17 protein-coding genes and 1 pseudogene are annotated in these 20601 nt (G+C 66.7%); 7 read left to right on the forward strand and 11 right to left on the reverse strand.

Going from position 1 to position 20601, the window contains the following annotated elements:
- Window positions 1-276: 276 nt before the first annotated feature.
- A complete protein-coding gene (locus tag U5S82_08755; GenBank protein MDZ7751737.1) occupies window positions 277-687 on the reverse strand; it encodes a hypothetical protein in 411 nt (136 codons plus the stop codon).
- A 901-nt stretch (window positions 688-1588) separates the two neighbouring features.
- Between U5S82_08755 and U5S82_08760 the strand changes: the two genes are divergently transcribed.
- The 3 genes and pseudogenes from U5S82_08760 (at window position 1589) to U5S82_08770 (ending at window position 3323) form a co-directional block, all read left to right on the forward strand.
- The gene (locus U5S82_08760) at window positions 1589-1924 is read left to right on the forward strand and encodes an RNA-directed DNA polymerase (GenBank protein ID MDZ7751738.1); all 336 of its coding nucleotides are present in this window, start codon (window positions 1589-1591) and stop codon (window positions 1922-1924) included.
- 12 nt (window positions 1925-1936) lie between these two features.
- Window positions 1937-2920, forward strand: coding sequence for a reverse transcriptase domain-containing protein (locus tag U5S82_08765; protein MDZ7751739.1), 984 nt, complete (start codon window positions 1937-1939; stop codon window positions 2918-2920).
- Window positions 2921-3062: 142 nt separating this feature from the next.
- Window positions 3063-3323, forward strand: a pseudogene (locus tag U5S82_08770) (helix-turn-helix domain-containing protein).
- A gap of 65 nt (window positions 3324-3388) precedes the next feature.
- Here the strand turns inward: U5S82_08770 and U5S82_08775 are convergent.
- Window positions 3389-4687 carry a TlpA disulfide reductase family protein gene (locus tag U5S82_08775; GenBank protein MDZ7751740.1) on the reverse strand — a complete coding sequence of 433 codons (1299 nt, stop codon included), beginning with the start codon at window positions 4685-4687 and terminating at the stop codon, window positions 3389-3391.
- Between the two features lie 114 nt (window positions 4688-4801).
- Here U5S82_08775 and U5S82_08780 point away from each other — a divergent pair, with 114 nt between their 5' ends.
- On the forward strand, window positions 4802-5014 hold the full coding sequence (locus tag U5S82_08780) for a hypothetical protein (protein ID MDZ7751741.1): 213 nt from the start codon (window positions 4802-4804) through the stop codon (window positions 5012-5014).
- A 197-nt stretch (window positions 5015-5211) separates the two neighbouring features.
- Window positions 5212-6294: an alpha/beta hydrolase gene (locus U5S82_08785; protein ID MDZ7751742.1), complete on the forward strand. Its 1083-nt coding sequence runs from the start codon at window positions 5212-5214 to the stop codon at window positions 6292-6294.
- A 1047-nt stretch (window positions 6295-7341) separates the two neighbouring features.
- Here U5S82_08785 and U5S82_08790 read toward each other — a convergent pair.
- The 3 genes from U5S82_08790 to dksA form a co-directional block, all read right to left on the reverse strand.
- The gene (locus tag U5S82_08790; GenBank protein ID MDZ7751743.1) at window positions 7342-9870 is read right to left on the reverse strand and encodes a DUF2309 domain-containing protein; all 2529 of its coding nucleotides are present in this window, start codon (window positions 9868-9870) and stop codon (window positions 7342-7344) included.
- Window positions 9871-9898: 28 nt separating this feature from the next.
- Window positions 9899-11530, reverse strand: a complete 1632-nt coding sequence (locus U5S82_08795; GenBank protein MDZ7751744.1) for a proton-conducting transporter membrane subunit — start codon at window positions 11528-11530, stop codon at window positions 9899-9901.
- 538 nt (window positions 11531-12068) lie between these two features.
- Window positions 12069-12503, reverse strand: a complete 435-nt coding sequence (gene dksA, locus U5S82_08800) for an RNA polymerase-binding protein DksA (protein MDZ7751745.1) — start codon at window positions 12501-12503, stop codon at window positions 12069-12071.
- Window positions 12504-12746: 243 nt separating this feature from the next.
- Between dksA and U5S82_08805 the strand changes: the two genes are divergently transcribed.
- Window positions 12747-13610: a M23 family metallopeptidase gene (locus U5S82_08805; protein ID MDZ7751746.1), complete on the forward strand. Its 864-nt coding sequence runs from the start codon at window positions 12747-12749 to the stop codon at window positions 13608-13610.
- A 14-nt stretch (window positions 13611-13624) separates the two neighbouring features.
- Window positions 13625-14959, forward strand: coding sequence for an adenosylmethionine--8-amino-7-oxononanoate transaminase (gene bioA, locus U5S82_08810; GenBank protein MDZ7751747.1), 1335 nt, complete (start codon window positions 13625-13627; stop codon window positions 14957-14959).
- A 69-nt stretch (window positions 14960-15028) separates the two neighbouring features.
- On the opposite strand, the gene U5S82_08815 is transcribed toward bioA, so the two are convergent.
- The 6 genes from U5S82_08815 to phaE form a co-directional block, all read right to left on the reverse strand.
- Window positions 15029-15397, reverse strand: coding sequence for a phasin family protein (locus tag U5S82_08815; protein ID MDZ7751748.1), 369 nt, complete (start codon window positions 15395-15397; stop codon window positions 15029-15031).
- 116 nt (window positions 15398-15513) lie between these two features.
- Entirely contained in the window at window positions 15514-16257 is a 744-nt protein-coding gene (gene phbB, locus U5S82_08820; GenBank protein MDZ7751749.1) for an acetoacetyl-CoA reductase, read from the reverse strand.
- A gap of 111 nt (window positions 16258-16368) precedes the next feature.
- The gene (gene phaR, locus U5S82_08825) at window positions 16369-16869 is read right to left on the reverse strand and encodes a polyhydroxyalkanoate synthesis repressor PhaR (GenBank protein MDZ7751750.1); all 501 of its coding nucleotides are present in this window, start codon (window positions 16867-16869) and stop codon (window positions 16369-16371) included.
- A gap of 127 nt (window positions 16870-16996) precedes the next feature.
- Complete coding sequence (locus U5S82_08830; protein MDZ7751751.1) at window positions 16997-18172, reverse strand: acetyl-CoA C-acetyltransferase; 1176 nt, start codon at window positions 18170-18172, stop codon at window positions 16997-16999.
- A 99-nt stretch (window positions 18173-18271) separates the two neighbouring features.
- Window positions 18272-19342: a class III poly(R)-hydroxyalkanoic acid synthase subunit PhaC gene (locus tag U5S82_08835; protein MDZ7751752.1), complete on the reverse strand. Its 1071-nt coding sequence runs from the start codon at window positions 19340-19342 to the stop codon at window positions 18272-18274.
- Window positions 19339-20475: a class III poly(R)-hydroxyalkanoic acid synthase subunit PhaE gene (phaE, locus tag U5S82_08840; protein ID MDZ7751753.1), complete on the reverse strand. Its 1137-nt coding sequence runs from the start codon at window positions 20473-20475 to the stop codon at window positions 19339-19341. The genes U5S82_08835 and phaE overlap by 4 nt, the downstream gene beginning before the upstream one ends.
- Window positions 20476-20601 lie beyond the last annotated feature (126 nt).

Raw genomic sequence — 20601 nt, forward strand, 5'->3', positions numbered from 1 at the left:
GCATCTATGGGATCCTCGTTCTCTCCCTCATACATTCGGCCCGGACTTGGCGTATCGACGTAGATTGAGCCACTGGAGGTTCGCCTGACCGCCGCGCACGACGTACACCAGACGATTCCTTGGAATGTCACCGTCTTTGTTCCATTCGGACCTTCGGTATTGTCGCGCCGACAGGATGAACAGTACAAAGTCATGTCTCGAATGGTCCTCTGAGTGCTAACCGGAGCTAAGACGCTTGGTGGAACGAAGCGTAACTCAGTCGCCTTAAGCGCGAAGTTAGTTGCCCTGATTATTCTCGGTATCATCGAGCCGCTTTGGTGCATACGTTCTCTCGCACTCGTTTTTCGGACCATCAAATTGCCGCTCTAGATAGACCGTCCAAATCCGTTTTCCGTTGAACTGGGTCTGCTCGATATCGATAAGCCGCCAACCGATTGAATACATATCGTGTAAATTCGGCTTCTCGTCATCTAGCAGATCGAGTCCTAACTCGTCGTAAAAACACTTATGATCGCAATTCAGCGGTTCGTCTAAGCCCGGTGGGACTGAACTGCCCTGGGGGTCGGTCACTTCCGCAATGAACTGACACGACTCGACTTGGTAGTCCGCCGCCCTAGCGGGACTAGCCATGACGGCGGCAAGCGTGACGACAGTAATACCAATGCCGTAGCGTTTTTTAATGGCCATACGTTGCTCCAGCTAACTAATAAGCATTTATCCGCCGTGCGCACCATGGCGAATAAATGTCTGTTGGACTAAGCCGCCCATCAGACCAGCGCGGACTGATCTATAGGGAAATGTATTGCACAGGGTGGGCGCGGTGTGCCGGGGATGGCGCTGATCGGGGCGGTGGTCGTGGCCGGTGAGGTCTTTTCGTCCATGTCTTCGGGCCCTGCAACGTGCGATAGGTGGTCATTCTCTCGCCATTTCTCGGCAAAATCCAATGTCCGGACGAGCGCAACCGCGGCCCCGCTGCGGGGCCGTCCCACCTCGGTTAAGGCCCCGGGCCTTTATCCTGTTCTACGGCCTCAGTGTCGGGTGTCGGGCGGCCTCCAGTGCAATAATAGGGGTCAGCAGCGGCTTGGCAATGCCGCACATTCTAGCGGGTGGGAATCCCGCCCGGGTAACCGCTAGCCACGGGCCCGGTATCGAGCCTTGCAGTCAGTCCGGTGACGGGCTGGTTGATGCGTAGGTACGAAAGCAGGCGAGGTGCAAGGGTAACGGGTGAAGCCGACCTTGAAGGTGTGGAGCTCCGAAAAGTTCGTCGGTGAGTGCCGATGGGTTTGTCCCACCAGCAGGCAACAGCCGTCATGCGCCCTGGCAAGCATGACGGGCACTCCCCGGAGTCCGAGGCCGTATCGAGCCTGACATTGCGAATGTGCGGTAACCAAGGAGATCCCATCATCGGTGTGCAGGAGGCGCGCACCCGTGGACAAGCGATAACAAGCGAGGAAGCGGGCGGTGTTGATGGGAAGTCGGAGGCACCCATAGTAGCGAGGAGTCCCGGTAATGCGGGAGGAGCCAAGGGGTGTCGGCTTGAGATAACGGGAGAGGGGCAACACGGCCCTACGCTGAGAGGACTATGCCCGTGAGCACACGACTCGAACGTTTCACACAAAAGGCGCGTGCCGAGCCGCAGTTGCGGTTCACGTCCCTGATGGGGATGCTGTTCGATCCCGAGGGGCTGCACGCCAGCTTCGAGCGCCAGGACGGAAGTAAGGCGCCCGGAGTGGATGGGGTAAGGAAGGAGACGTATTTACAGGGACTGGACGAGCGGATGGCGGACCTGTCGGCCCGCCTGCGCCGGCTGGGCTACCGGCCCAAACCGGCCCGGCGAACCTACATCCCCAAAGGGGCCGGTCGCTACCGCCCGCTGGGTGTCCCCAGCTTCGAGGATCGGTTGGTGCAGGACCGGCTGAGCTAAATCCTGCAAGCCATCTGGGAACCGGAATTCCGCGACTGCTCTTACGGCTTTCGTCCGGGTCGAAGTGCCCACGACGCCCTGCGCCGGGTGGCGGAAGTCATCACGAACGAGCAGACGCAAAGGGTGGTGGAGGCCGACATCAAAGGCTTCTTTGACCACGTCAGCCACGACCACCTGATGCGGTTTCTGGCCCACCGGATAGGCGATCCGAATTTTCTGCGGATCATCCGCCGATTTCTCAAGGCAGGGATCATGGAAGATGGGGTGTTCACAGCCAGCGACGAAGGCACCCCGCAAGGCGGGCTGGTGTCCCCGGTGCTGGCGAACATCTACCTCCACTATGTACTGGACCTGTGGTTCGAGGCGCGCTATGCCCGGCAGTGTCAGGGCAAGGCGTACCTCATCCGCTATGCGGACGACTATATCGCCTGCTTCCAGTACGAAGAGGACGCCAAGGGCTTTCATCAAGCGATGAAAGCGCGCTTGAGCGCATTCGACCTGGAAGTCGAGCCCAGCAAGACGGCTATCCTGCGCTTCGGCAGCACCGCCCTGCGCATCCCTGCGCGGGAGGGAGAGCCGAAGACCTTCAGCTTTCTCGGCTTCACCCACTACGTGGGCCGCAGCCGGAAAGGCCGGTTTGTCGTTGGTCGCAAGACCGACGGCAAGCGACAGCGCAAGAAGCTCAAGGCGCTCAATGCCAAGCTGAAGGCCATGCGCAGCAAAGGAGGGACGGCGATGATTGCCTTCCTGCGGCGGCACCTACGGGGCCATATCCAGTATTACGGCGTCAGCGGCAACAGCCGGAGCGTGGCGAGCTATGTCTACCTCGCCTCCGGCTACCTGTTCAAGTGGCTGAACCGCCGTAGCCAGCGACGCTCGCTGACCTGGAAACGCTTCGGCGAGGCCATCAGTCCGTGGCTGCCGACCGCCTGCATCGTCCACATCCTCTACCCCGTGCCGAAGTGGAAGACTCAAGCTGGGAGCCGGATGGTGTAACTCTCCAAGTCCGGTTCTGCGAGGAGCCGGGGACGAACCGACGCATGGCCGAGATATTGTGGCACCGCCGGGAAACCAGGCGGCAAACAGAGAACACAAACTTCGGCCTAACCGTCGGCAAGGAACCGGCTTACTCTCCGAGATTCTTGACGGTATCGATGAAATCAAGCAGTTCAAGAAGGCTAAGGTGGCACTGCGGACTCATGAGCTTTCAGAGCCCTCGCCGCCCAAGGTGATCAGGCTGAAGCTGAACATGTCGCAATCAGCCTTTGCCGGTCTTATGGGAGTAAGCGTGCGAACCCTTTAGGACTGGGAGCAGGGTCGGCGGGAGCCGCAAGGCCCGACGGTTGCGCTGTTGCGTATTGCTGAGCAGTATCCGGAAGTCTTCAATCAGCTTCACTGAGCAAAGGGAGTGTAACCACGCTGTGGACCGGATCACGCAGCCGGCCGGTGAGCGCGCCCCGGTGCTCAGCCGCCCTTCGGCAGGAGCGCCTTGAGGGCCTCCACGACCTCCGGAGCGTCCCAGGCGATGGCCGCGTTCACCCCGTAGACGATGGTCGCGTCGGGGCCGATAACGAAGGTGGCGGGGAGGGTGAACACCCCCCAGTCGGCCGCCACCCGGCCCCCGGGGTCGAGTAGCACCGGGAAATCCACCTGCACCTTGTCCATGAACGCCCGGATCTCTGCGGGCCCCTCCGCGTAGTTGACGGACACGAGGTCGAAGGGCAACCCCTCCATGTGCTTGCGCAGCCGGTTCAGGGACGGGATCTCCTCCACGCAGGGTGGGCACCAGGTGGCCCAGAAGTTCAGCACCGTCACCTGGCCGGAGTAGTCCTGCAGCCGGTACGGCGTTCCGGAAGCCGTCTCGAGGTCCAGGGCTTGGGGGCGGACCGTGCCCCGGTAGGGCGCGAGGGCGTGGTCCAACCCCGTCGCGCCGGTCTTTTCGGCGGGCGGCTCCGGGGCCGCCGCCAACGGGTGGGGCGTGTGCTCCAGCAGCGCGAGGACCCCGGGCAGGCGCCCGGCAAGGCGCTTGCGCGCGCGCTCCTCGGCCGGGGTCGGCTCCTCGAAGTAGAACACCGAACGCACCTCGGGCAGCGGCTTCAGATAGATCTCGGCGCCGGCGCTGCCGAGGCGCTCGAGGAGGCCGTCCAGGTACCAGCGGTTGTTGGTCTCCGCGGGCTGGATCACCAGGATGGGCACGTTGGTCGCACGGGCCACCGGCACGTAGGGGGGCGGGCGCCCCAGGGCCGGCACCCCGGCGTAGAGGGCGGGCGTGAAGAGTACGGCCCCGGTAAGGATGTCTGTCTCCGGCGCCCGCTGCTGCCATGCGCGGATGCCACGCAGGGCGGGGATGGCGGAGTACTCCTCGGCGACGACGGCCACCGGGCCCCCGTTGGCGGCATGGGCGGCGACCAGCAGATCGGCGACCACGGCGCCGTCCACCTCGCGCAGGGCATCGGGGCCGCGGGGCAGGAACAGGGCGTCGGTAAGGTTGACCAGCCACACCGCGTAGCCGCCATCCGCCAGCGCCTTGGCCAGCCCGCGGTGGCTGTCACGGAAGCCGTAATCGGGGGCGAGCCAGAGGAGGGTATGCCGGCCGTCACCGTAGCGCTCGACCGGGATCTCCTCGCCGTCCCCCGCGGAGACGGTAAGCGTCCCGGGATCGGCCCCATCGCCCGCGGCCTGGGCCCAGGCGGGCCAGAACATGAGCCAGGACAGGGGCCAGAAGAGGAGCAGGATCAGAACGGCGCGGAGAGTTCGGGACACGGCTTACCTCGTCGCAGGGCGAGCTACAGCGAAACATGGGCCGCCGGGGCGCGGCGGGTTGGGTCGGCCCATCCTCGCCATCACGCGCGCGAAAGTCCACCGAGCGGCAGGCGGATGGCAGGAAGTTTACACGGGGAGGCTCTGGGGATGCGCGGGCCGCCGACGCCCCTGGCCACGCGGCTTGCCGAGCGCGAGGCGGAGATGCGCGCCGCCTTCGCTGAGGACGACAGGGCGTTTGAGGCCCTTCAGGGGGATCTGGCCGAGGTGCCGGCCGCGCCGGGCGGGCTCGCCACGACAAGCGCTATCTGGGCCAGCACTGCCCGCTGATGCCAGGCACGGAGAAGGCGCCGGGGATCAAACACCGCGCCGTGATGGAAGCGGGGCCGGGGAATAGTTCGGAGCTGAGGGTTGGATTTCATGGTTGCACCTGCATTGCCTGCTCCCCGGCGGGGCGAACGCTGCGGGCGTCGGCTATGCTTGCATGGAATGACGGTGGACGACTGGATCGGCAAGGGGGATAGCGCATGTACGTGGTAACCAATCGCGAGGTGGAGGCTTCGGCCGGTGGGCTCGACCAGTTCGGTAAGAAGGCGAACCACAACGGTCCCAACGAGCTGCGCTTGGCCGAGGTTACGGCACAGGGCAAGGGTTGGCGGGTGGAGTTTCTCGATGACCGACTCTCCACCACCGAGGCACGGGCGCTGATCAAAGAGTTCCGTCTGCCGTTGGAGCCGGATGCCCCGCACTATGCCAGTCTCAAGGCGGCCTGCGACATCACGCGGCGTGCCAGGAAGGACAACAGGCATGTGCTGTTTTTCGTCCATGGCTTCAACAACGACATGCATGACGTGATCAGCCGCGCGCAGTACTTCGAGAAACGCTACGACACGGAGGTATTGGTCTTCTCCTGGCCGGCCGATGGCGGTGGCCTGTCCGGCACCCTCAGTTACCGGTCCGACAAGCGTGATGCCCGGGCATCCGCCGGGGCGCTGGAGCGTGCGCTGACCAAGCTCCATGACTATCTGGCGTTGATCACCGAGGCGCGCCGGCGGGAGCTGTACCAACAGGCTGCAAAGAAACACCCGGATGCCGCGGAGGCGCGTGATGCGCTGTACGCGAAGTTGCTGGAGAAGGACTGCCCGTTCACGGTCAACGCGCTGTATCACAGCATGGGCAACTATCTGCTGAAACAGCTGCTGAAGAGCACCCTCAGCGAGGGCAACGGGCTGACCTTCGACAACGTCGTGCTGTGCCAGGCGGATACCAATAACCTGGACCACGGCCTATGGGTCGACCAAATCAAGTTCAGGAACCGCCTGTATATCACTATTAACGAGAATGACTATGCGCTGCGCGCGTCGCGCGCCAAGGCGGGTTCCGAGCAGCTAGCCAGGCTCGGTCACTATCTGAGGAACCTGGGCAGCCACAGCGCCTATTATGTCAATTTGACCGATGCACCCTGGGTCAAAAACTCCCATTCGCCATTTGCCGAGCCGGCCGAGAAAAACGATCGACTGTTCACCTTCTTCAAGGAGGCCTTCAGCGGCGTGGCGGCGGAAAAAGACCTGCGTTATTTCCCTGAAGGGAACTGGTTCGCGCCGCGCTGACGGCCCGGCACGGGCAATCCTCTCTCATACCGAGTGCCGTAAAGACAGTGGGGATCGCGTCGGTGATGCAGGGCAGGGGGCCGGGAAGGATACAAGCCAGGTCCTGCCTTCAAACACCAAGGATCTCATCGACCTCGTCCCTGGTGGGGGAGTACCCGGTACCTTCCTTGTGGGTCCTGGTCGATTCGACCATCTGGCGCATCAGGCTGCCGTTCCGGCGACAGTCTACGTTGCCATCCTCGTCTAAGAGATATGCAATACGATAATGCCGTAGAACAGAATTCATGGGTGTAGAGAGAAGAATTTCCTCTCGCCAAAAACGCCAAGGAACCTGTTCGATTGTCGGGATGAATCCCGACCTACAACCGTGCCAAAGGATGAGCGGTGGGGGTGTCGTGTAGGTCGGGTTGTAGGTCGGGCTTCAGCCCGACACCGAACCCTGGCGGGTGGTACCGGCCCGGCGCAAGGTATGGGTAGCAGGCTTGAATGTCGGGATGAATCCCGACCTACATCCGTGCCGAAGGAATGAGCAATGGGGGTGTTGTGCAGGTCGGGTTGTAGGTCGGGCTTCAGCCCGACAGGCGGGGCGCCACTCCGCCACCATTTGTCCATGGGCATCATATAGTTGGCCCTCGCCGTGAGCGAACAATTCACCCGCAGATTCCGCGGACGCGCCGGAAAATGAACCTGGACCATACCCATGACTATCGACATCTTGTACATCGCCTTCGGCCTCGTTCTGCTCTTCATCGGCACCGAGGCCCTTGTCAAAGGTAGTGCATCCATGTCGATTACGTGGCGATGAACCTGTTTACAGTACTGATTATCCCGTTGCTGTATTGTGGGAAGTATATACGGGACGCGTCCTGCACCGCCTCGAGGGCGTCGCACTGCTTGCGCTGTACGGGGTGTATCTGTCGGTGTTGTGGCCGGCATGACCGGCCGAGCGAGCGGCCACGGGCGACGGTGTGTCCGCCGTGCCGAAGCCATGGCCGCGGGCGTCATCGGCAGGCCTCGCGATGCCGCCAGGCCTGGCATTGCCCGGGTTCAGCCGATGCCGGCATCCGCCTCGGCCGGTGCGGGCTCCCAGCCCCCCGCCGGGCGGCGGCGGTGCACCTCGCCTGCGTCGTCCATCTGGAACAGGTGCAGCCACTCGTGGGCGACCAGGTCGTGGACCGTGGGGTTGCCGGCGATGACATCGTCGATGGCCTCCTGAGGGGCCGCGATGAACACGGACAGGCGCAGGGGCTCGTGCATCCAGCGCCGGCCGTCGTGGAGGGACTGGAACGCCAACCCCTGGCGCAGGTCGCCGCCGTTGCCCTCCAGCACGCCGATGCGCCCCCCCACCACGTTGTGCAGCACCTTGTTGCCGGCCCCCAGGTGGTCGTGGTCTACGGTGGAGCCGTAGTACTGGAGGTTGATCCAGTTGGCCACCACCATGGGGGCGCTCATGATGAGGTTGAGAACCTCGAAGCCGGTATCCTGGTGCCAGTCGTATTCGTGCAGGAAGGCGCGGCCCTCCAGGGACAGGTGGGCGGTGCGGGCCCGCGGCACGGCGAAGAAGGAGGCATTGTTGGTGAGTCCCCACTCCGGCCGTACCTGGGACCAGTCCCGGCTGCGCTGGCGCACCGCCCGCAGGGCGCGGGCGGCCTCGGCCGGCACCTCGTCGTCCAGCAGCCGGATGCGCTCCAGGCGGGCGATGTCGCCGGCCCGGGCGAGGGCCGCGCGCAGGCTCTCCAGCCGGGGCGCCAAAGCCGCCGGCACCGCGCCGGTGTCCAGCAGGTGCACTTCGTCGGTGGTGGTGTCGTGCAGCGCCGGCAGAAACCAGGTGTCCTCGGGAATGGCCTGGCCGCGGGCGGCGAGGGCGCGGCGTACGTCACCGTCGTTGAGGATTTGGGCCGCCATGCGCACGCTGGCCTCGCCGGTCTGGCCGGCGCAGGCGCCGCAGTCCAGCCCGGCCCGCTGGGGGTTGTTGACGGTGGAGCTGCCGTGGCCCGCCAGCAGGACGATGGGGGCGAAGCGGCTCTTGAGGCCCATGGCGTTGAGGATGAAGGCGGCCACGTCGGCGCGCTCGCCCCGGGGGATCCCCCAGCCGTCCCCGCCACCATCGCCGGCGGGCTGGCGGGCGTCGAGGTCGGGGGCGAGGGCGGCGGCGTCCCGCGCCCGGAGGCCGGCGGTCTCCGGGTGGGGCACGGGGCGGGTCCAGCCCAGGCTGTCGGTGATGAGCTTGAACAGGTACATGAGGCCGGCGGACTCCACGAAGGAGAAGCACGAGGCGCTGGAGAGCTTGAATTGTTTCCAGGCCTTGGACAGGCCGAGGACGCTGCGGCGGCGGCCGAGGACGGATTCGGTGCGGCCCGGGTCGCCGGCGGTCTCGCAAACGCGGTAGCGGGACGGCAGCAGCACCGGCAGGTGTTCCCGCGCGCCACCGGCACCCAGGGGACGGAAGCGGGCCATGACGCCGAAGAAGCCGGCGAAGCCCTGGGTCGCGATGTCGGGGTCGGCGGTCTCCAGGGCGCGCCGGAACACCTCGGAGCGCACATCGATACAAAAGGCCGCCTGGACCGTGGGCCGTGGCGAGGCTGCCGCGGGGCTGCCCCCGGCGGCCCGGCGCAGCCCCGTCACCAGCCGACGCTGGTAGCTGATCTCCAGGGCCCGCTGGAGGATGAGGTTCACCTCCAGGGCACGGGCCTGGGCCGGGCGCAGCTGCCGCGGCCAGCAGCCGAGGGATTGCATCCACTGCTCCAGGTGTGCCGGGCGCTCGCAGGTGGCCACCAGCAGGGCCTCCCACACCACGCGGATGGCCAGCAGGTCGACGATGTCGTCGTTGTTCCCGCCCTCCATCCCGGCCACCCAGCGCAGGTGGCGGGTGTAGCTGGCCCAGCCGCCCACGGTAGCCAGGGCCACGTAGAGGAAATCCTCGACCCGGTCCTCCGGCACCCGCATACGCTCCACGGCCGCCTGGATGGCATCGCGCGGCGAGGCCGGCAGGGTGCGCAGGGCCTCGGGGACGTTGCGGATGTCCATACCCCGGGGGCTGCGATCGATGAGGGTGTAGTGCCACCACGACTCATACAGGCCGTCGCCGAAGCGCGGCATGGGCCAGATGGCCTGGCCGAGGTCGTAGTAGGCGGCGCAGAACTGGCTGGTCTGCTGGACCACGTAGGCGGAGTGGCTGGGGCGGTAACGGCCGTCCCGCATGTTGGAGTAGAGCAGCTGGGGTATGGCCACGGCCACGGGCTCCTCCACCGCGGTTCGCAGGGCGGCGAGGTCAAGGCTCGAGCCGGCGCGAGCCAGGGCCTCCTGCAGATCGGCATCGGTGATGTGCCCGGCGGCGATTCTTTCCTTAATCAGGGCCCGCCCCATGGTCATGGGGCGCCCGACGATGCGTCGGTGGTACTCCGCGGCATCGTCGAAGTGCCGGCCCACGAAGCCGAGGTAGGGGTTGGTGGCCACCATGGCGTCCAGGGGCCAGAAGGGCGCGAAGCGCTCGCATACGGTATCCACCGCCGCATCGGTCCAGCGGCGGGCCTCATCCGCGGCCACCGCCGCGCTCGGAGTCATCTGCTCGTTCATGGTGCGCTCACCCGGGTCGGAGAGGGGGTCATGGCTTCAGCCGTCCCCGGCGGCCAGGCAGGTCCCGGAAACGCGCCGGCCAAACCCGGTAGACCAGGCGCTCCACCGGCAGATCGGTGTAGAGGCCGTTGTAGAGGTGCACGTAGACCCGCAGGAGCCAGGGCGCGGGCGGGCGGTTGATGAGCACGGCCTGGAAGAAGGAGAGGCCGAGGAACAGGGCCGCCACCAGCCCCAGCAGCACATACTGGCCCGCCGGCACCTGCTGGGGAATGGGCCGCAGCACCCCGGAATAGAAGCCGGCGAAGAGGGTGTGGAGCCCGAAATACAGAACGGTCACCAGCAGCGATACCAACAGCAGCCGCAGCACCGGGGCGGTGGTCGTCCAGCCCGTGAGCAGCAGCTGGGCCACCGCCACCGCGACGATGGTGCCGATGGCCAGCAGGGCCGACTCATTGGCCAGGGTGATGCCCCAGGCCGCGCCCATGGCGAAGGTCATGGGCACCCCGAGGGCGACGGCCCCGGCCCACACGGCGGGGCCGACGGTGCGCCGGCTGCGGGCCTTGGGGGACCTCAGTACATCCACCATGCTGCCGGAGGAGAGGAAGGCATGGGCCTTGTACAGGGAGTGGGCGATGAGGTGGAGCACGGCCAGCACGAACAGGCCGAGGCCCAGCTCCAGCAGCATGAAGCCCAGCTGGCCGGCGGTAGACCAGGCCAGGGAACTCTTGATGGCGGTCTGGGTGAGCATGGCTAGGGAGGCCACCACCGCGGTGACGAGGCCGACCACCGCGAGGGCTATGAGGGCGTGGCCGTCGGCCAGCAACAGCTCATGGGTGCGCAGTACCGCGATGGCGCCGCTGTAGACGATGCCGGCGTGGAGCAGGGCGGAGACCGGCGTCGGCGCCTCCATCACCTGCAGCAGCCAGCCGTGGAAGGGAAACTGGCCGCTCTTGAGGATGGTGTAGGCCACGATGAGCCAGGCGGCGAGATGGAACTGCCAGTCGAGGTCGCCGCCGGAGGCCGCGGCCGTCGCGGCGATGCCCTCGAAGGACACGTCCCCCCCGCCCGCCGCGAGCAGCAGTGCCGCGGCCAGCAGGCAGCCATCGGCTACGCGGCTGAAGAGCAGCTTCTTGTGGGCCACCATCTGCGCCGGCAGCCGTTCCCGGTAGTGGGTGAGCAGGCGGTTGAGGCCGGTACCGGTCACGACCACGGCGATGACGAACATCAGCAGGTTGCCCGCCATCACCACCAGCATGAAGGCACCCAGCGTCAGGGCCAGCCAGCGGAAGAAACGCCCCTGCTCCGCCTCGCCCGCCAGGTAGTTGGTGCTGTAGCGGGCGATGATGGTGGCCAGCAGGGCCACCAGGCCGAGGATGGTGAAGGTCAGGCGGTCGGCCAGCACCGACAGGGCCAGGGGCAGGCTGCCCGCATCCCGGCCCGCCACCACCAGGGTCGACGGCAGGGATGGGGCCGCGAACTCCGCCCACAGCGCCGCGGCGAGGGTGGCGGCCAGGCCGGCCACGGCCGCGCCCTGCACCAGGCGGCCCATGGCCACGGGACGCCGGGCGGCCAGGGCGGCGGGCAGGGCGGCGATCAGCAGCATCGCCGCGGGGGCGATGAGCAACAGATAGCCGGGTGAAATCGCGATGTCTTGGGACACTTGACCCCCTCGGGGCAGGGTCGGGACCCTGCCGTCCTGCTTAGGATGTAGTCAGGAGTTTAGGGACGTGCGCCATTGGGTCTACTAGATGTTTTCCATTATTTCCATCGACCCAACGCTATGAATCGTGGGCCTCGCCCATGCCCCGGAGCACGAGTACTGCGTGTTCATCGACAACGACGTGGTGGTGGGGCCCGGCTGGCTGGTGGCCTTGGAACGCTGCGCCGGCGAGACGGGCGCGGCCATATCGGGCCCCCTGTACCTCGAGGGGCCGGCGGACCCGCTCCGGGTCCACACGGCCGGCGGCCGGCTGGCGTGGAATACCGTGGAGGGGGTGGCGCGGCGTGATCCGGCGGCTGCCGCGGGGCTCGGGAAGCCCCTGAGCGAGCGCACGGTCCCCGGTGTAGGACGGGGCTTGGAGTCGGCGTTACACGAAGAGGCCGGCTACGGCGCTATGGTGGCGGCTTGGCCGCCGCTGCTCGTGGCCGTGACGCCACCCCTGCTGCCTGGCCTGGGGCTACGGCAGGCCGGCTCGTCCTCAGTGCTCGGTGTTGTACTGGCGCTGTTTCTTCTCCCGCTGTTCCTGGGCCTCCACCGACAATGTGGCTATGGGACGGGCCTCGAGGCGGGCCAGGCCGATCTCCTCGCCCGTGTCCTCGCAGTAGCCGTAGCTGCCGTCGTCGATGCGCCTCAGGGCCGCGTCGATCTTCGGCACCAGTTTGCGGTAGCGGTCGCGGGTGCGCAGTTCGAGGATGTTGTCGGATTCCTGGCTGGCCCGATCCGCCTCGTCTCCCACGGAACGCCCTTCGCCTTCGTTACGCAGGTGCTCCAGGGTACGCTGGGACTCGTCGAGCAGGGATTGGCGCCATTCGAGGAGCTTGCCGCGGAAGTAGGTGAGCTGGCGCGGGTTCATATACTCCTCGTCGGGGCTGGGCTTGTAGTCTGGCGGCAGTTTCTCTTCTTCTCTGGGCATGATCATCGAACCACTACATGGTTTGGGGCCGGGGGCCGTTGAACGGAGCCTTGACGCCGGTCCACGCCGGGGTGAAGGTGCCGGGCCGGCGACTGCGTATCATGTCATCCTGGGACGTAAATTTAGCACCTGACGGCGCCGGCCGGTCGATAACATAGGGCCTTTTGGTTGCCGATACAAAGTTCCGGCGTCCGGCGGTGCCGGCGAAGCGGCCCACGTGGGGTCAAAGAGCGAGGTCATCCAATGACAAATTTCGTGAAAGGGCTGGTGGGCGCGGCCCTGGGAGTGGCGGCGATGGCCGCCACGGCCCTCGAGTTGTCCGGGCCCCTGGTCCAGGGCGCGCTGGTCCAGGGCCGCGTGGACCCCGGGGCCCGGGTGGCCTTCAACGACCGGCCGTTGCGGGTATCGGACGAGGGCGTCTTCGTCTTCGGCCTGGGACGCGACGCGCCGGCTGCCGGGGTCATCCGGGTAACCCATGCCGACGGCGGCACGGAGGAGCGGCGCCTGGCCATCCGCCAGCGGGACTACGAGATCCAGCGCATCGACGGCCTGCCGCCGCGCAAGGTAACCCCCCCGGCGGCTGCACTGGAACGTATCCGGGCGGAGGCCAGGCAGGCCCGCGAGGCCCGGCGGCGGGACGCCCCCCGTACCGATTTCCTCGGCGGCTTCCAGTGGCCCGTGGAGGGTATCATCACGGGGGTCTACGGCTCCCAGCGCATCCTCAACGGCGAGCCGCGCCGGCCCCATTACGGCATCGATATCGCGGCCCCCACGGGTACGCCGGTGCGGGCACCGGCCGGCGGCGTGGTGACGCTGGTCCACGAGGATATGTTCTTCTCCGGGGGCACCCTCATCGTGGACCACGGCCACGGCGTGTCCTCCACCTTTCTTCATCTGGAACGCATCCTGGTGGCCGAGGGGGAGCGGGTCCGCCAGGGCGACGTCATCGCCGAGGTGGGCGCCACCGGGCGGGTCACCGGGGCCCACCTGGACTGGCGCATGAATCATTTCAGCGAACGCCTGGACCCGGTCCTGGTGGCCGGTCCCATGCCCTCGTCGGGTGGTGGAAAGGGTCCCGCGCCGGAACAGGCTGAAGGCGAGCGATAGGGGGTATCGGGCCCATGGCGCAGCAGCCGGACGGGTACTACCGGGAATTGGTGGAAGGCGACCGCCGCCACCTCTGGCATCCCTTCACCCAGGAGAAGACGGCACCGGACCCGGTGCCCATCGTCTCCGGGCGCGGTATCGAACTCACGGATGCCGCCGGCAACACCTACCTGGACATGATCTCCTCCTGGTGGGTGAACATTCATGGTCACGCCCATCCCCACATCGCCGGGGCCATCGCCCGCCAGGCCGCGACGCTGGAACAGGTCATCTTCGCCGGCTTCACCCATCCTCCGGCGGTGGCCCTGGCAACGGCCCTGGCGCGGTTGCTGCCGGGGGATCTGGAGCGGGTCTTCTTCTCCGACGACGGCTCCACGGCGGTGGAGGTGGCCCTCAAGATGGCGCTGCAGTTTCATCTCAACCAGGGCCGGCCCCGTACCCGGTTCCTGGCCTTCGAGGGTGGCTACCACGGCGATACCGTGGGGGCCATGTCGGCGGGCCGGTCGTCGGGCTTCTTCGGGGCCTTCGAATCCATGATGTTCCGGGTGGACACCCTGCCGTTTCCCCACACCTGGCAGGGTGATGACGAGGTGGAACGTAAGGAGGAGGCCGCCCTGGCGGCCCTGGACACCTATCTGGAGCGTTTCGGCGACGACACTGCGGCCATGATCCTGGAGCCCCTGGTGCAGGGTGCGGGGGGCATGCGCATGTGCCGTCCGGGATTCGTCCATCGGCTGGCGGCGCGGCTACGGGAGGCGGGCGTGCTGGTCATCTTCGATGAGATCATGACGGGCTTCGGCCGCACCGGCAGCCTCTTCGCCTGCCGGGCCTGTGACGTGACGCCGGACATGATCTGCCTGTCCAAGGGCCTGACGGGGGGCTTCCTGCCCCTGGCGGTGACGGTGGCCCGGGAGCCCATCTATCAGGGCTTCTACGCGGATGATTTCGACAAGGCCCTGATCCACGGCCATTCCTACACCGCCAATCCCATCGGCTGTGCCGCCGCCCTGGCCTCCCTCGAACTCACCGAGTCCTCCGACACCGCCGCGCGCCTGGCGGCCATCGCCGCTTGGCATGGAGAGTTCATGGCCGCGGCCCGCGACTGGCCCGGGGTGGCGCGCGCGCGGGTGACGGGCACCATCGCGGCCCTCGACGTGGAAGTCGCGGGAGCCGGTTATCGCGCCGCGGTGGGGCCATGTCTCAAGGCCTTCTTCATGGAGCGGGGCTTCCTCATCCGCCCCCTGGGCAACGTGGTGTACCTGATGCCACCCTACTGCGTCACCCGGGAGCAGTTGGCCCGGGCCTACGAGGTCATCGGCGAGGGCATCGCCCGCTGCCGGGGGGCGTGACCAGGGGGGCGGGCAAAAAAAACCCCGGCAGGGCCGGGGTCTTGGGGTGCTTCGCGGCGGAAACGTTTTTCACGCGGCCTGCTTGGGAGAGGCCTTCTTGACCTCCCCGGCCGCCTGGGCGAAGCCCTTCTCGTAGGCCTTCACCAGCTCGTCGCGGGTGCCCGTGAGGACTTCCACGGATTCGCGGCTCTGGGCCACGGCGGACTGGGAGGCGTCCTGGGCCATATCCATCTGCACGTCGACCACGTCCTTGTAACCCTTGGCCTCGGCCAGGCGCCTGGCCTGGGCGAACCCCTTCTCCACGGCCTCGCTCCACGCCTTGGTTTGGGCGGCCGTGAGGCGGTCGAAGGCGCGCATGTTGATGTCGGCCAGTTGGCGGCCGAAATCGTAGGCCTGGCGGCCCGCGTCGTTCATGGTATCGAAGTATTGCTTGTTCATGAGTAGCCTCCTTGACGGCTTGTCTGCAATCATGCTGCGATGCAGCATTTGTTGCATTGCAGCATAGCCCCGCCGGGGGGGGCTGTCAAGGGTCCCGAGGCGGAAAGTCCTCTCCCTCAACCCATGCGGAATCCGCCGTTGACCGACAGGTCGGTGCCCGTGATGTAGGCCGCATCCTCGCTGGCCAGGAACGCCACACAGGCCGCTACCTCGTCGGGCCGGCCCATGCGGCCGACGGGCACGCTGGCGACGATCTGGGCCAGGATCTCCTCGCCCATGTCGGCGGTCATGGCGGTCTCCACGTAGCCCGGCGATACGGTGTTCACGGTGACCCCCTTGGCCGCGGTCTCCCGCGCCAGGGCCATGGTGAAGCCGTGGACGCCGGCCTTGGCGGCCGAGTAGTTGGTCTGGCCGAACTGGCCCTGCTGGCCGTTGACCGAAGAGATGTTGACGATGCGGCCCCAGCCCCGGGAGGTCATGCCTTCCACCACCTGCTTGCTGACGTTGAAGACGCTGAACAGGTTGGTCTCGATGACCGCCCGCCATTGCTCCGGCTCCATCTTGCGGAAGGACTTGTCGCGGGTGATGCCGGCGCAGTTCACCAGTACATCCACCGCGCCCACCTCGGCCTCCAGCGCCTGCACCATGCGCCGGCTGTCCTCGAAGTCCGCCACGTCACCGGAGGCGAGGGCGAACTCGAAGCCCTTCTCCCGTTCCGCCTGTTGCCAGGCATCGGCCTCCTCTTTCAGGGCGGGCAGATAATTGGCCACCACCGTCATGCCCTCGCTCGCCAGCCGGCGGCAGATGGCCGTGCCGATGCCCCCGATGCCTCCCGTTACCAACGCCACACGCTTGCTCATACCCTTGTCTCCAGTCCTATGGTCATATCAATGAATGGCAGTCCGCCTGGCGGCGGATTACCGGGATGCCGCCTGGTCGCGGCCCGGTGCCGGGCCGGCGGCAGCGAATGCTCACCTTTTCGGGTCCGGATCCTCCGTATTGTCTTTTTCCCGCCCCCCGAGTCCGTAAATCCTGAGGGCGTTCTCCTGCATTTCCCGCCACGTTTCCAGATTCTTTTGGGTGAGTTCCGAGAACGCCTTCAAGGGGTCGTCGGTGCCCAGGGCGCTGCGTACCTGCTGCTGGTACAGGGATTGCTGCTGCAGGAACATGTCGAAGCTCTTCTCCATGTGCTCATGGAATACGCCGGGTACCGCACCCTGGTAGAGGCGGATGAGCTTTGCCAGCAGGTCGGTGGAGAACAGGGGGGAATCGCTGTTCTCCTGCTCGGTGATGATCTGCATCAGGATCTGGCGGGTGATCTCCTCCTCGCTGATGGAGTCGAAGACCTGGATCTGCTCTCCCTCCAGCAGCAGCTCGCGGATGCGGGCGAGGGTGACGTATTTGCTGTCCGTGGTGTCGTAGAGCCTGCGGTTGGGGTACTTCTTGATGATCCTGGGTTTCTTTGACGTCATGCCGGCGCTGTCACCTCTGGAAGGGGGCTCGTGGGGTGGGTGGCCGCAGGGGCAGGAACAGGCCCGCCGCGGCCACGGTGGGAAGAACGATGCTGAACCACCCGGCGAGGGCGTGCAAGGCGGGCCGTCAGGGCCGTTCCACGCACAGCGCGATGCCCATGCCGCCGCCGATGCACAGGGTAGCGAGGCCGCGCCGGGCGTCGCGGCGACGCATCTCGTGGAGCAGGGTCACCAGGGCGCGGGCGCCCGAGGCGCCGATGGGGTGCCCGAGGGCCACGGCGCCGCCGTTCACGTTCACCCGCTCCAGGTCCCAGCCCATGTCCCGGTTGACCGCCATGGCCTGGGCGGCGAAGGCCTCGTTGGCCTCGATGAGGTCCAGGTCATCCACACCCCAGCCCGCCTTCTCCAGGGCCTTGCGGCTGGCGGGTATGGGGCCCGTGCCCATGAAGGCCGGGTCGACACCGGCGGTGGCCCAGGAGACGATGCGGGCCAGGGGCTGGAGGCCCCGGCGCTCGGCCTCCGCCGCCGACATCACGAGCACCGCGGCGGCGCCGTCGTTGATGCCGGAGGCGTTGCCCGCCGTTACCGTGCCGTCGGGGGAGAAGGCGGGGCGGAGCTTGGCGAGTCCTTGGGCGGTGGTGCCGGCGCGCGGGAACTCGTCGGTATCCACCACCGTATCGCCCTTACGGCCCTTGATGGTCACCGGCACGATCTCCTCCTGGAAGCGACCGGCCTTCTGGGCCGCCTCGGCCTTCTGCTGGGAGGCGGCCGCAAACTCGTCCTGGGCCGTGCGGTCCAGCCCCCACTCGCGGGCGATGTTCTCGGCCGTGTTGCCCATGTGGCACTGGTTCATGGCGCACCACAGGCCGTCGCTGATCATGGTATCCACCAGGCTGGCGTCGCCCATCTTGGTGCCGTCGCGCAGGTGGATGGCGTGGACGGCGCGGCTCATGCTCTCCTGGCCGCCGGCCAGCATCACGGTGGCGTCCCCGAGTTGGATGGCCTGGTGGGCGAGGGCCACGGCCCGCAGGCCGGAGCCGCAGACCTGGTTGATGCCGTAGGCGGTGGCCTCGGCCGGCAGGCCGGCACCGAGGGCGGCCTGGCGGGCCGGGTTCTGACCCTGGCCGCCGGTGAGCACCTGGCCGAGGACCACCTCGGAGACCTCGGTGGGGGCCACGCCGGCCCGCCTCAGCACCTCGCCGATGACGATGGTGCCCAACTCGGATGCGGGCAGGGACGACAGCCCGCCGTTGAAGTTGCCGATGGCGGTGCGGGCACCGGCGACGATTACGGTATCGGTCATGGGGTTCTCTCTCCTGATGTTCGCGGGGGCCCAGCGCCCCGGGGTCTGCGGGCTATCGCTTGAACGGGGCCGCGGCGGCCCGGGCCCCGTCGGTCCTTCTCAACTGCGGGCATCCAGCCATTCGGAGATGGCCGGCGGGATCTCCCGCATGGCGCGGCCACTCACATAGATGCCGATATGCCCGCCCTTGAAGGCGATCTCCCGGTAGTCGGAGGTGCCGACGAAGTTCTGGAGGGGGATGGAGGCATTGGGCGGCACCAGGTGATCGTTGGTGGCATAGACGTTGAGCACGGGCATGGTGATGTCACCCAGGTCCACGGTGTGCCCGCCGAGCCTGACCTGGCCCTTGATGAGCTTGTTGTCCTGGAAGAAGTCCTTCATGAACTGCCGGAAGGCCTCGCCCGCCTGGTCCGGACTGTCGAAGATCCACTTCTCCATGCGCATGAAGTTTCTGGCGGAGTCGGATTGCTCCAGCTGGTCCACCATCTGCAGATACTTCTGGCCCATCAGGCGATAGGGCTTGAGCATCAGGTAGGTCCAGTTGAGGAGTTCGCCCGGGACGTTGCCCAGGGTGTCCACCACCAGGTCCACATCCACGTGCTTGGACCAGTGGCCCAGCAGGTTGTCCGGGGTGTGGAAATCCACCGGGGTGACCATGGTGATGAGGTTCCTGACCTTGTCGCCGTGGAGCGCCGAGTAGCACAGGCTGAAGGTGCCGCCCTGGCAGATCCCCAGGACGTTGACGGCATCGACGCCATGGCGCTCCCGCAGCACGTCCACGCAACGGTCCAGGTAGCCGTTGATGTAGTCGTCCAGGGTGAGGAAGCGGTCGGCCCGGTCGGGGTAGCCCCAGTCGATGAGATAGACGTCCTGGCCGCCGTGCAACAGGCCCCGCACCATGGAACGGTCCTCCTGGATATCTGTCATGTAGGGACGGTTCACGAGGGCGTAGACGATGAGGGTGGGCACCGGGTTGGTCGGGGCGTCGCCATCGGGGTGGATGAAATGGTAGAGCCGCAGCTTGTCCTCCCGGTACACGGTCTCCTTGTCCGTGACCCCGGTCTCGATCTCGTCGAGTTCCAACAGGTGCTTCATGCCCTCGCCCAGCTTGCGCCCGAATTCCATGACCTCCTGGGTTGCCTGGTCGGGTCTGATATTCACTGGAATCATTTGCTGGCCCCCTTGGTGGTGGTGGCGCGGCGCTTCCGGGGCGCCGCCTTCTTCTTGACTGCGGCCCGTTTGGGGGCCGTCGCCCTCGCCGCGGCGGGCGGTGCCTCGGCGCGGGGTGGTGGTGACGGGCTGGCCGCCGGGGCCTGGGCCGGCGCGGCGGCGGGGGCCCTGGCGTGGATCTCCCGGCGCAGTTGTTGGACGCGTTTCTCGATGCTGTCCACCTCTCGGCGGGTGGGCAGGCCTAGGGTGCCCACCGCCTCGTCCACCATGGTGCGGCCCTGGAGCTTCACCGCCATGAGGGCGTTCACCAGCTTGCCGTGGGCGGCGCTGTACTCCTCGGTGAAGACCTGCTCGGCGTAGACCTCTTCGCACACATCCACCCACAGGTCGTAGAGCCCGCGCAGGGTGGTGATGGTGTCATCGCCGCCGCCCTTCGCCAACAGGGTCTCGCGGAAGCGGTCCACCGAGTTCATGGCGATCTTCGTGAACTGCTCATTGTACTCCTGTAAGGCCGCCTGATAGGCCATCAAGGCACGCATGAAGGTCTGGTGTTGCTCCTGGTGCTCGCGGGTGTAGCCGAGGCCCGGGGCCGATAGGAAACGCTCCACATGCTCCTGGAACATCTCCGTGCCGTCGCCGGGGTCGCTGCCGGGCTTGAAGGCGCCGAGGGCGTCGCCCGGGAAACCGCACAGTACCGAGGCGCAGCGCTGCCAGGTGTCAACCGGCAGTTCCCAGAAGCTGAACATCTGGTGCAAGGCCTCGCGGCCATCCTTGTCCTTGCCTTGGGCACCCTGGGCGAACAGGTCCCGCAGGGCGTTCAGGGAGCCCTCCACGGCGGTGGCCCACTGGTTGGGCGGGACAGCGGCGTCCGGCATCAGGCTGTGGCGCAGGGTCTCTGACGTGCGCATGAACTGCTTGCCCTGTTCCACGAGTTGGTTGTAGAAACCCTGCACCGGATCGGGCGCGGCCGGGGATACCGCCTTCCACCATTGGTCGAGAGCTTCGCTCCAGGGGTCCTTGCGCGGTTCGGGCTGGGGGCTTCCCAGCTTGGACAGTTGCTGCCAGGCATCCCAGTAGCGGTGTTGGGCCTGGAGCCAGTTGGTGGTCCAGTCGGTGATGGGGTCGTCAGCCATGGGCGGTGTCTCCGTTTCTTGGATAAATGTCGATTCGATTCGTCCTGGATTGAATCGGCCGCGCCGGACGCGGTTCATGCCCGGGCCGGGCTTACGCGATTGCTGTAATGGCCCGTCCCTGGATCA

This window comes from Gammaproteobacteria bacterium (genome assembly GCA_034522055.1).
GTDB lineage: Bacteria > Pseudomonadota > Gammaproteobacteria > JAABTG01 > JAABTG01 > JAABTG01.

What these genes read in the sequence shown, in the direction of transcription:
- U5S82_08790 (MDZ7751743.1), bottom strand. Translation starts at nt 9,870, where the DNA reads ATGAACGAGCAGATGACTCCGAGCGCGGCGGTGGCCGCGGATGAGGCC.
- bioA (MDZ7751747.1), top strand. Translation starts at nt 13,625, where the DNA reads ATGGCGCAGCAGCCGGACGGGTACTACCGGGAATTGGTGGAAGGCGAC.
- U5S82_08815 (MDZ7751748.1), bottom strand. Translation starts at nt 15,397, where the DNA reads ATGAACAAGCAATACTTCGATACCATGAACGACGCGGGCCGCCAGGCC.
- phaR (MDZ7751750.1), bottom strand. Translation starts at nt 16,869, where the DNA reads ATGACGTCAAAGAAACCCAGGATCATCAAGAAGTACCCCAACCGCAGG.
- U5S82_08785 (MDZ7751742.1), top strand. Translation starts at nt 5,212, where the DNA reads ATGTACGTGGTAACCAATCGCGAGGTGGAGGCTTCGGCCGGTGGGCTC.
- U5S82_08835 (MDZ7751752.1), bottom strand. Translation starts at nt 19,342, where the DNA reads ATGATTCCAGTGAATATCAGACCCGACCAGGCAACCCAGGAGGTCATG.
- U5S82_08755 (MDZ7751737.1), bottom strand. Translation starts at nt 687, where the DNA reads ATGGCCATTAAAAAACGCTACGGCATTGGTATTACTGTCGTCACGCTT.
- U5S82_08780 (MDZ7751741.1), top strand. Translation starts at nt 4,802, where the DNA reads ATGGCAGGAAGTTTACACGGGGAGGCTCTGGGGATGCGCGGGCCGCCG.
- U5S82_08805 (MDZ7751746.1), top strand. Translation starts at nt 12,747, where the DNA reads ATGACAAATTTCGTGAAAGGGCTGGTGGGCGCGGCCCTGGGAGTGGCG.
- phaE (MDZ7751753.1), bottom strand. Translation starts at nt 20,475, where the DNA reads ATGGCTGACGACCCCATCACCGACTGGACCACCAACTGGCTCCAGGCC.
- phbB (MDZ7751749.1), bottom strand. Translation starts at nt 16,257, where the DNA reads ATGAGCAAGCGTGTGGCGTTGGTAACGGGAGGCATCGGGGGCATCGGC.
- U5S82_08830 (MDZ7751751.1), bottom strand. Translation starts at nt 18,172, where the DNA reads ATGACCGATACCGTAATCGTCGCCGGTGCCCGCACCGCCATCGGCAAC.
- dksA (MDZ7751745.1), bottom strand. Translation starts at nt 12,503, where the DNA reads ATGCCCAGAGAAGAAGAGAAACTGCCGCCAGACTACAAGCCCAGCCCC.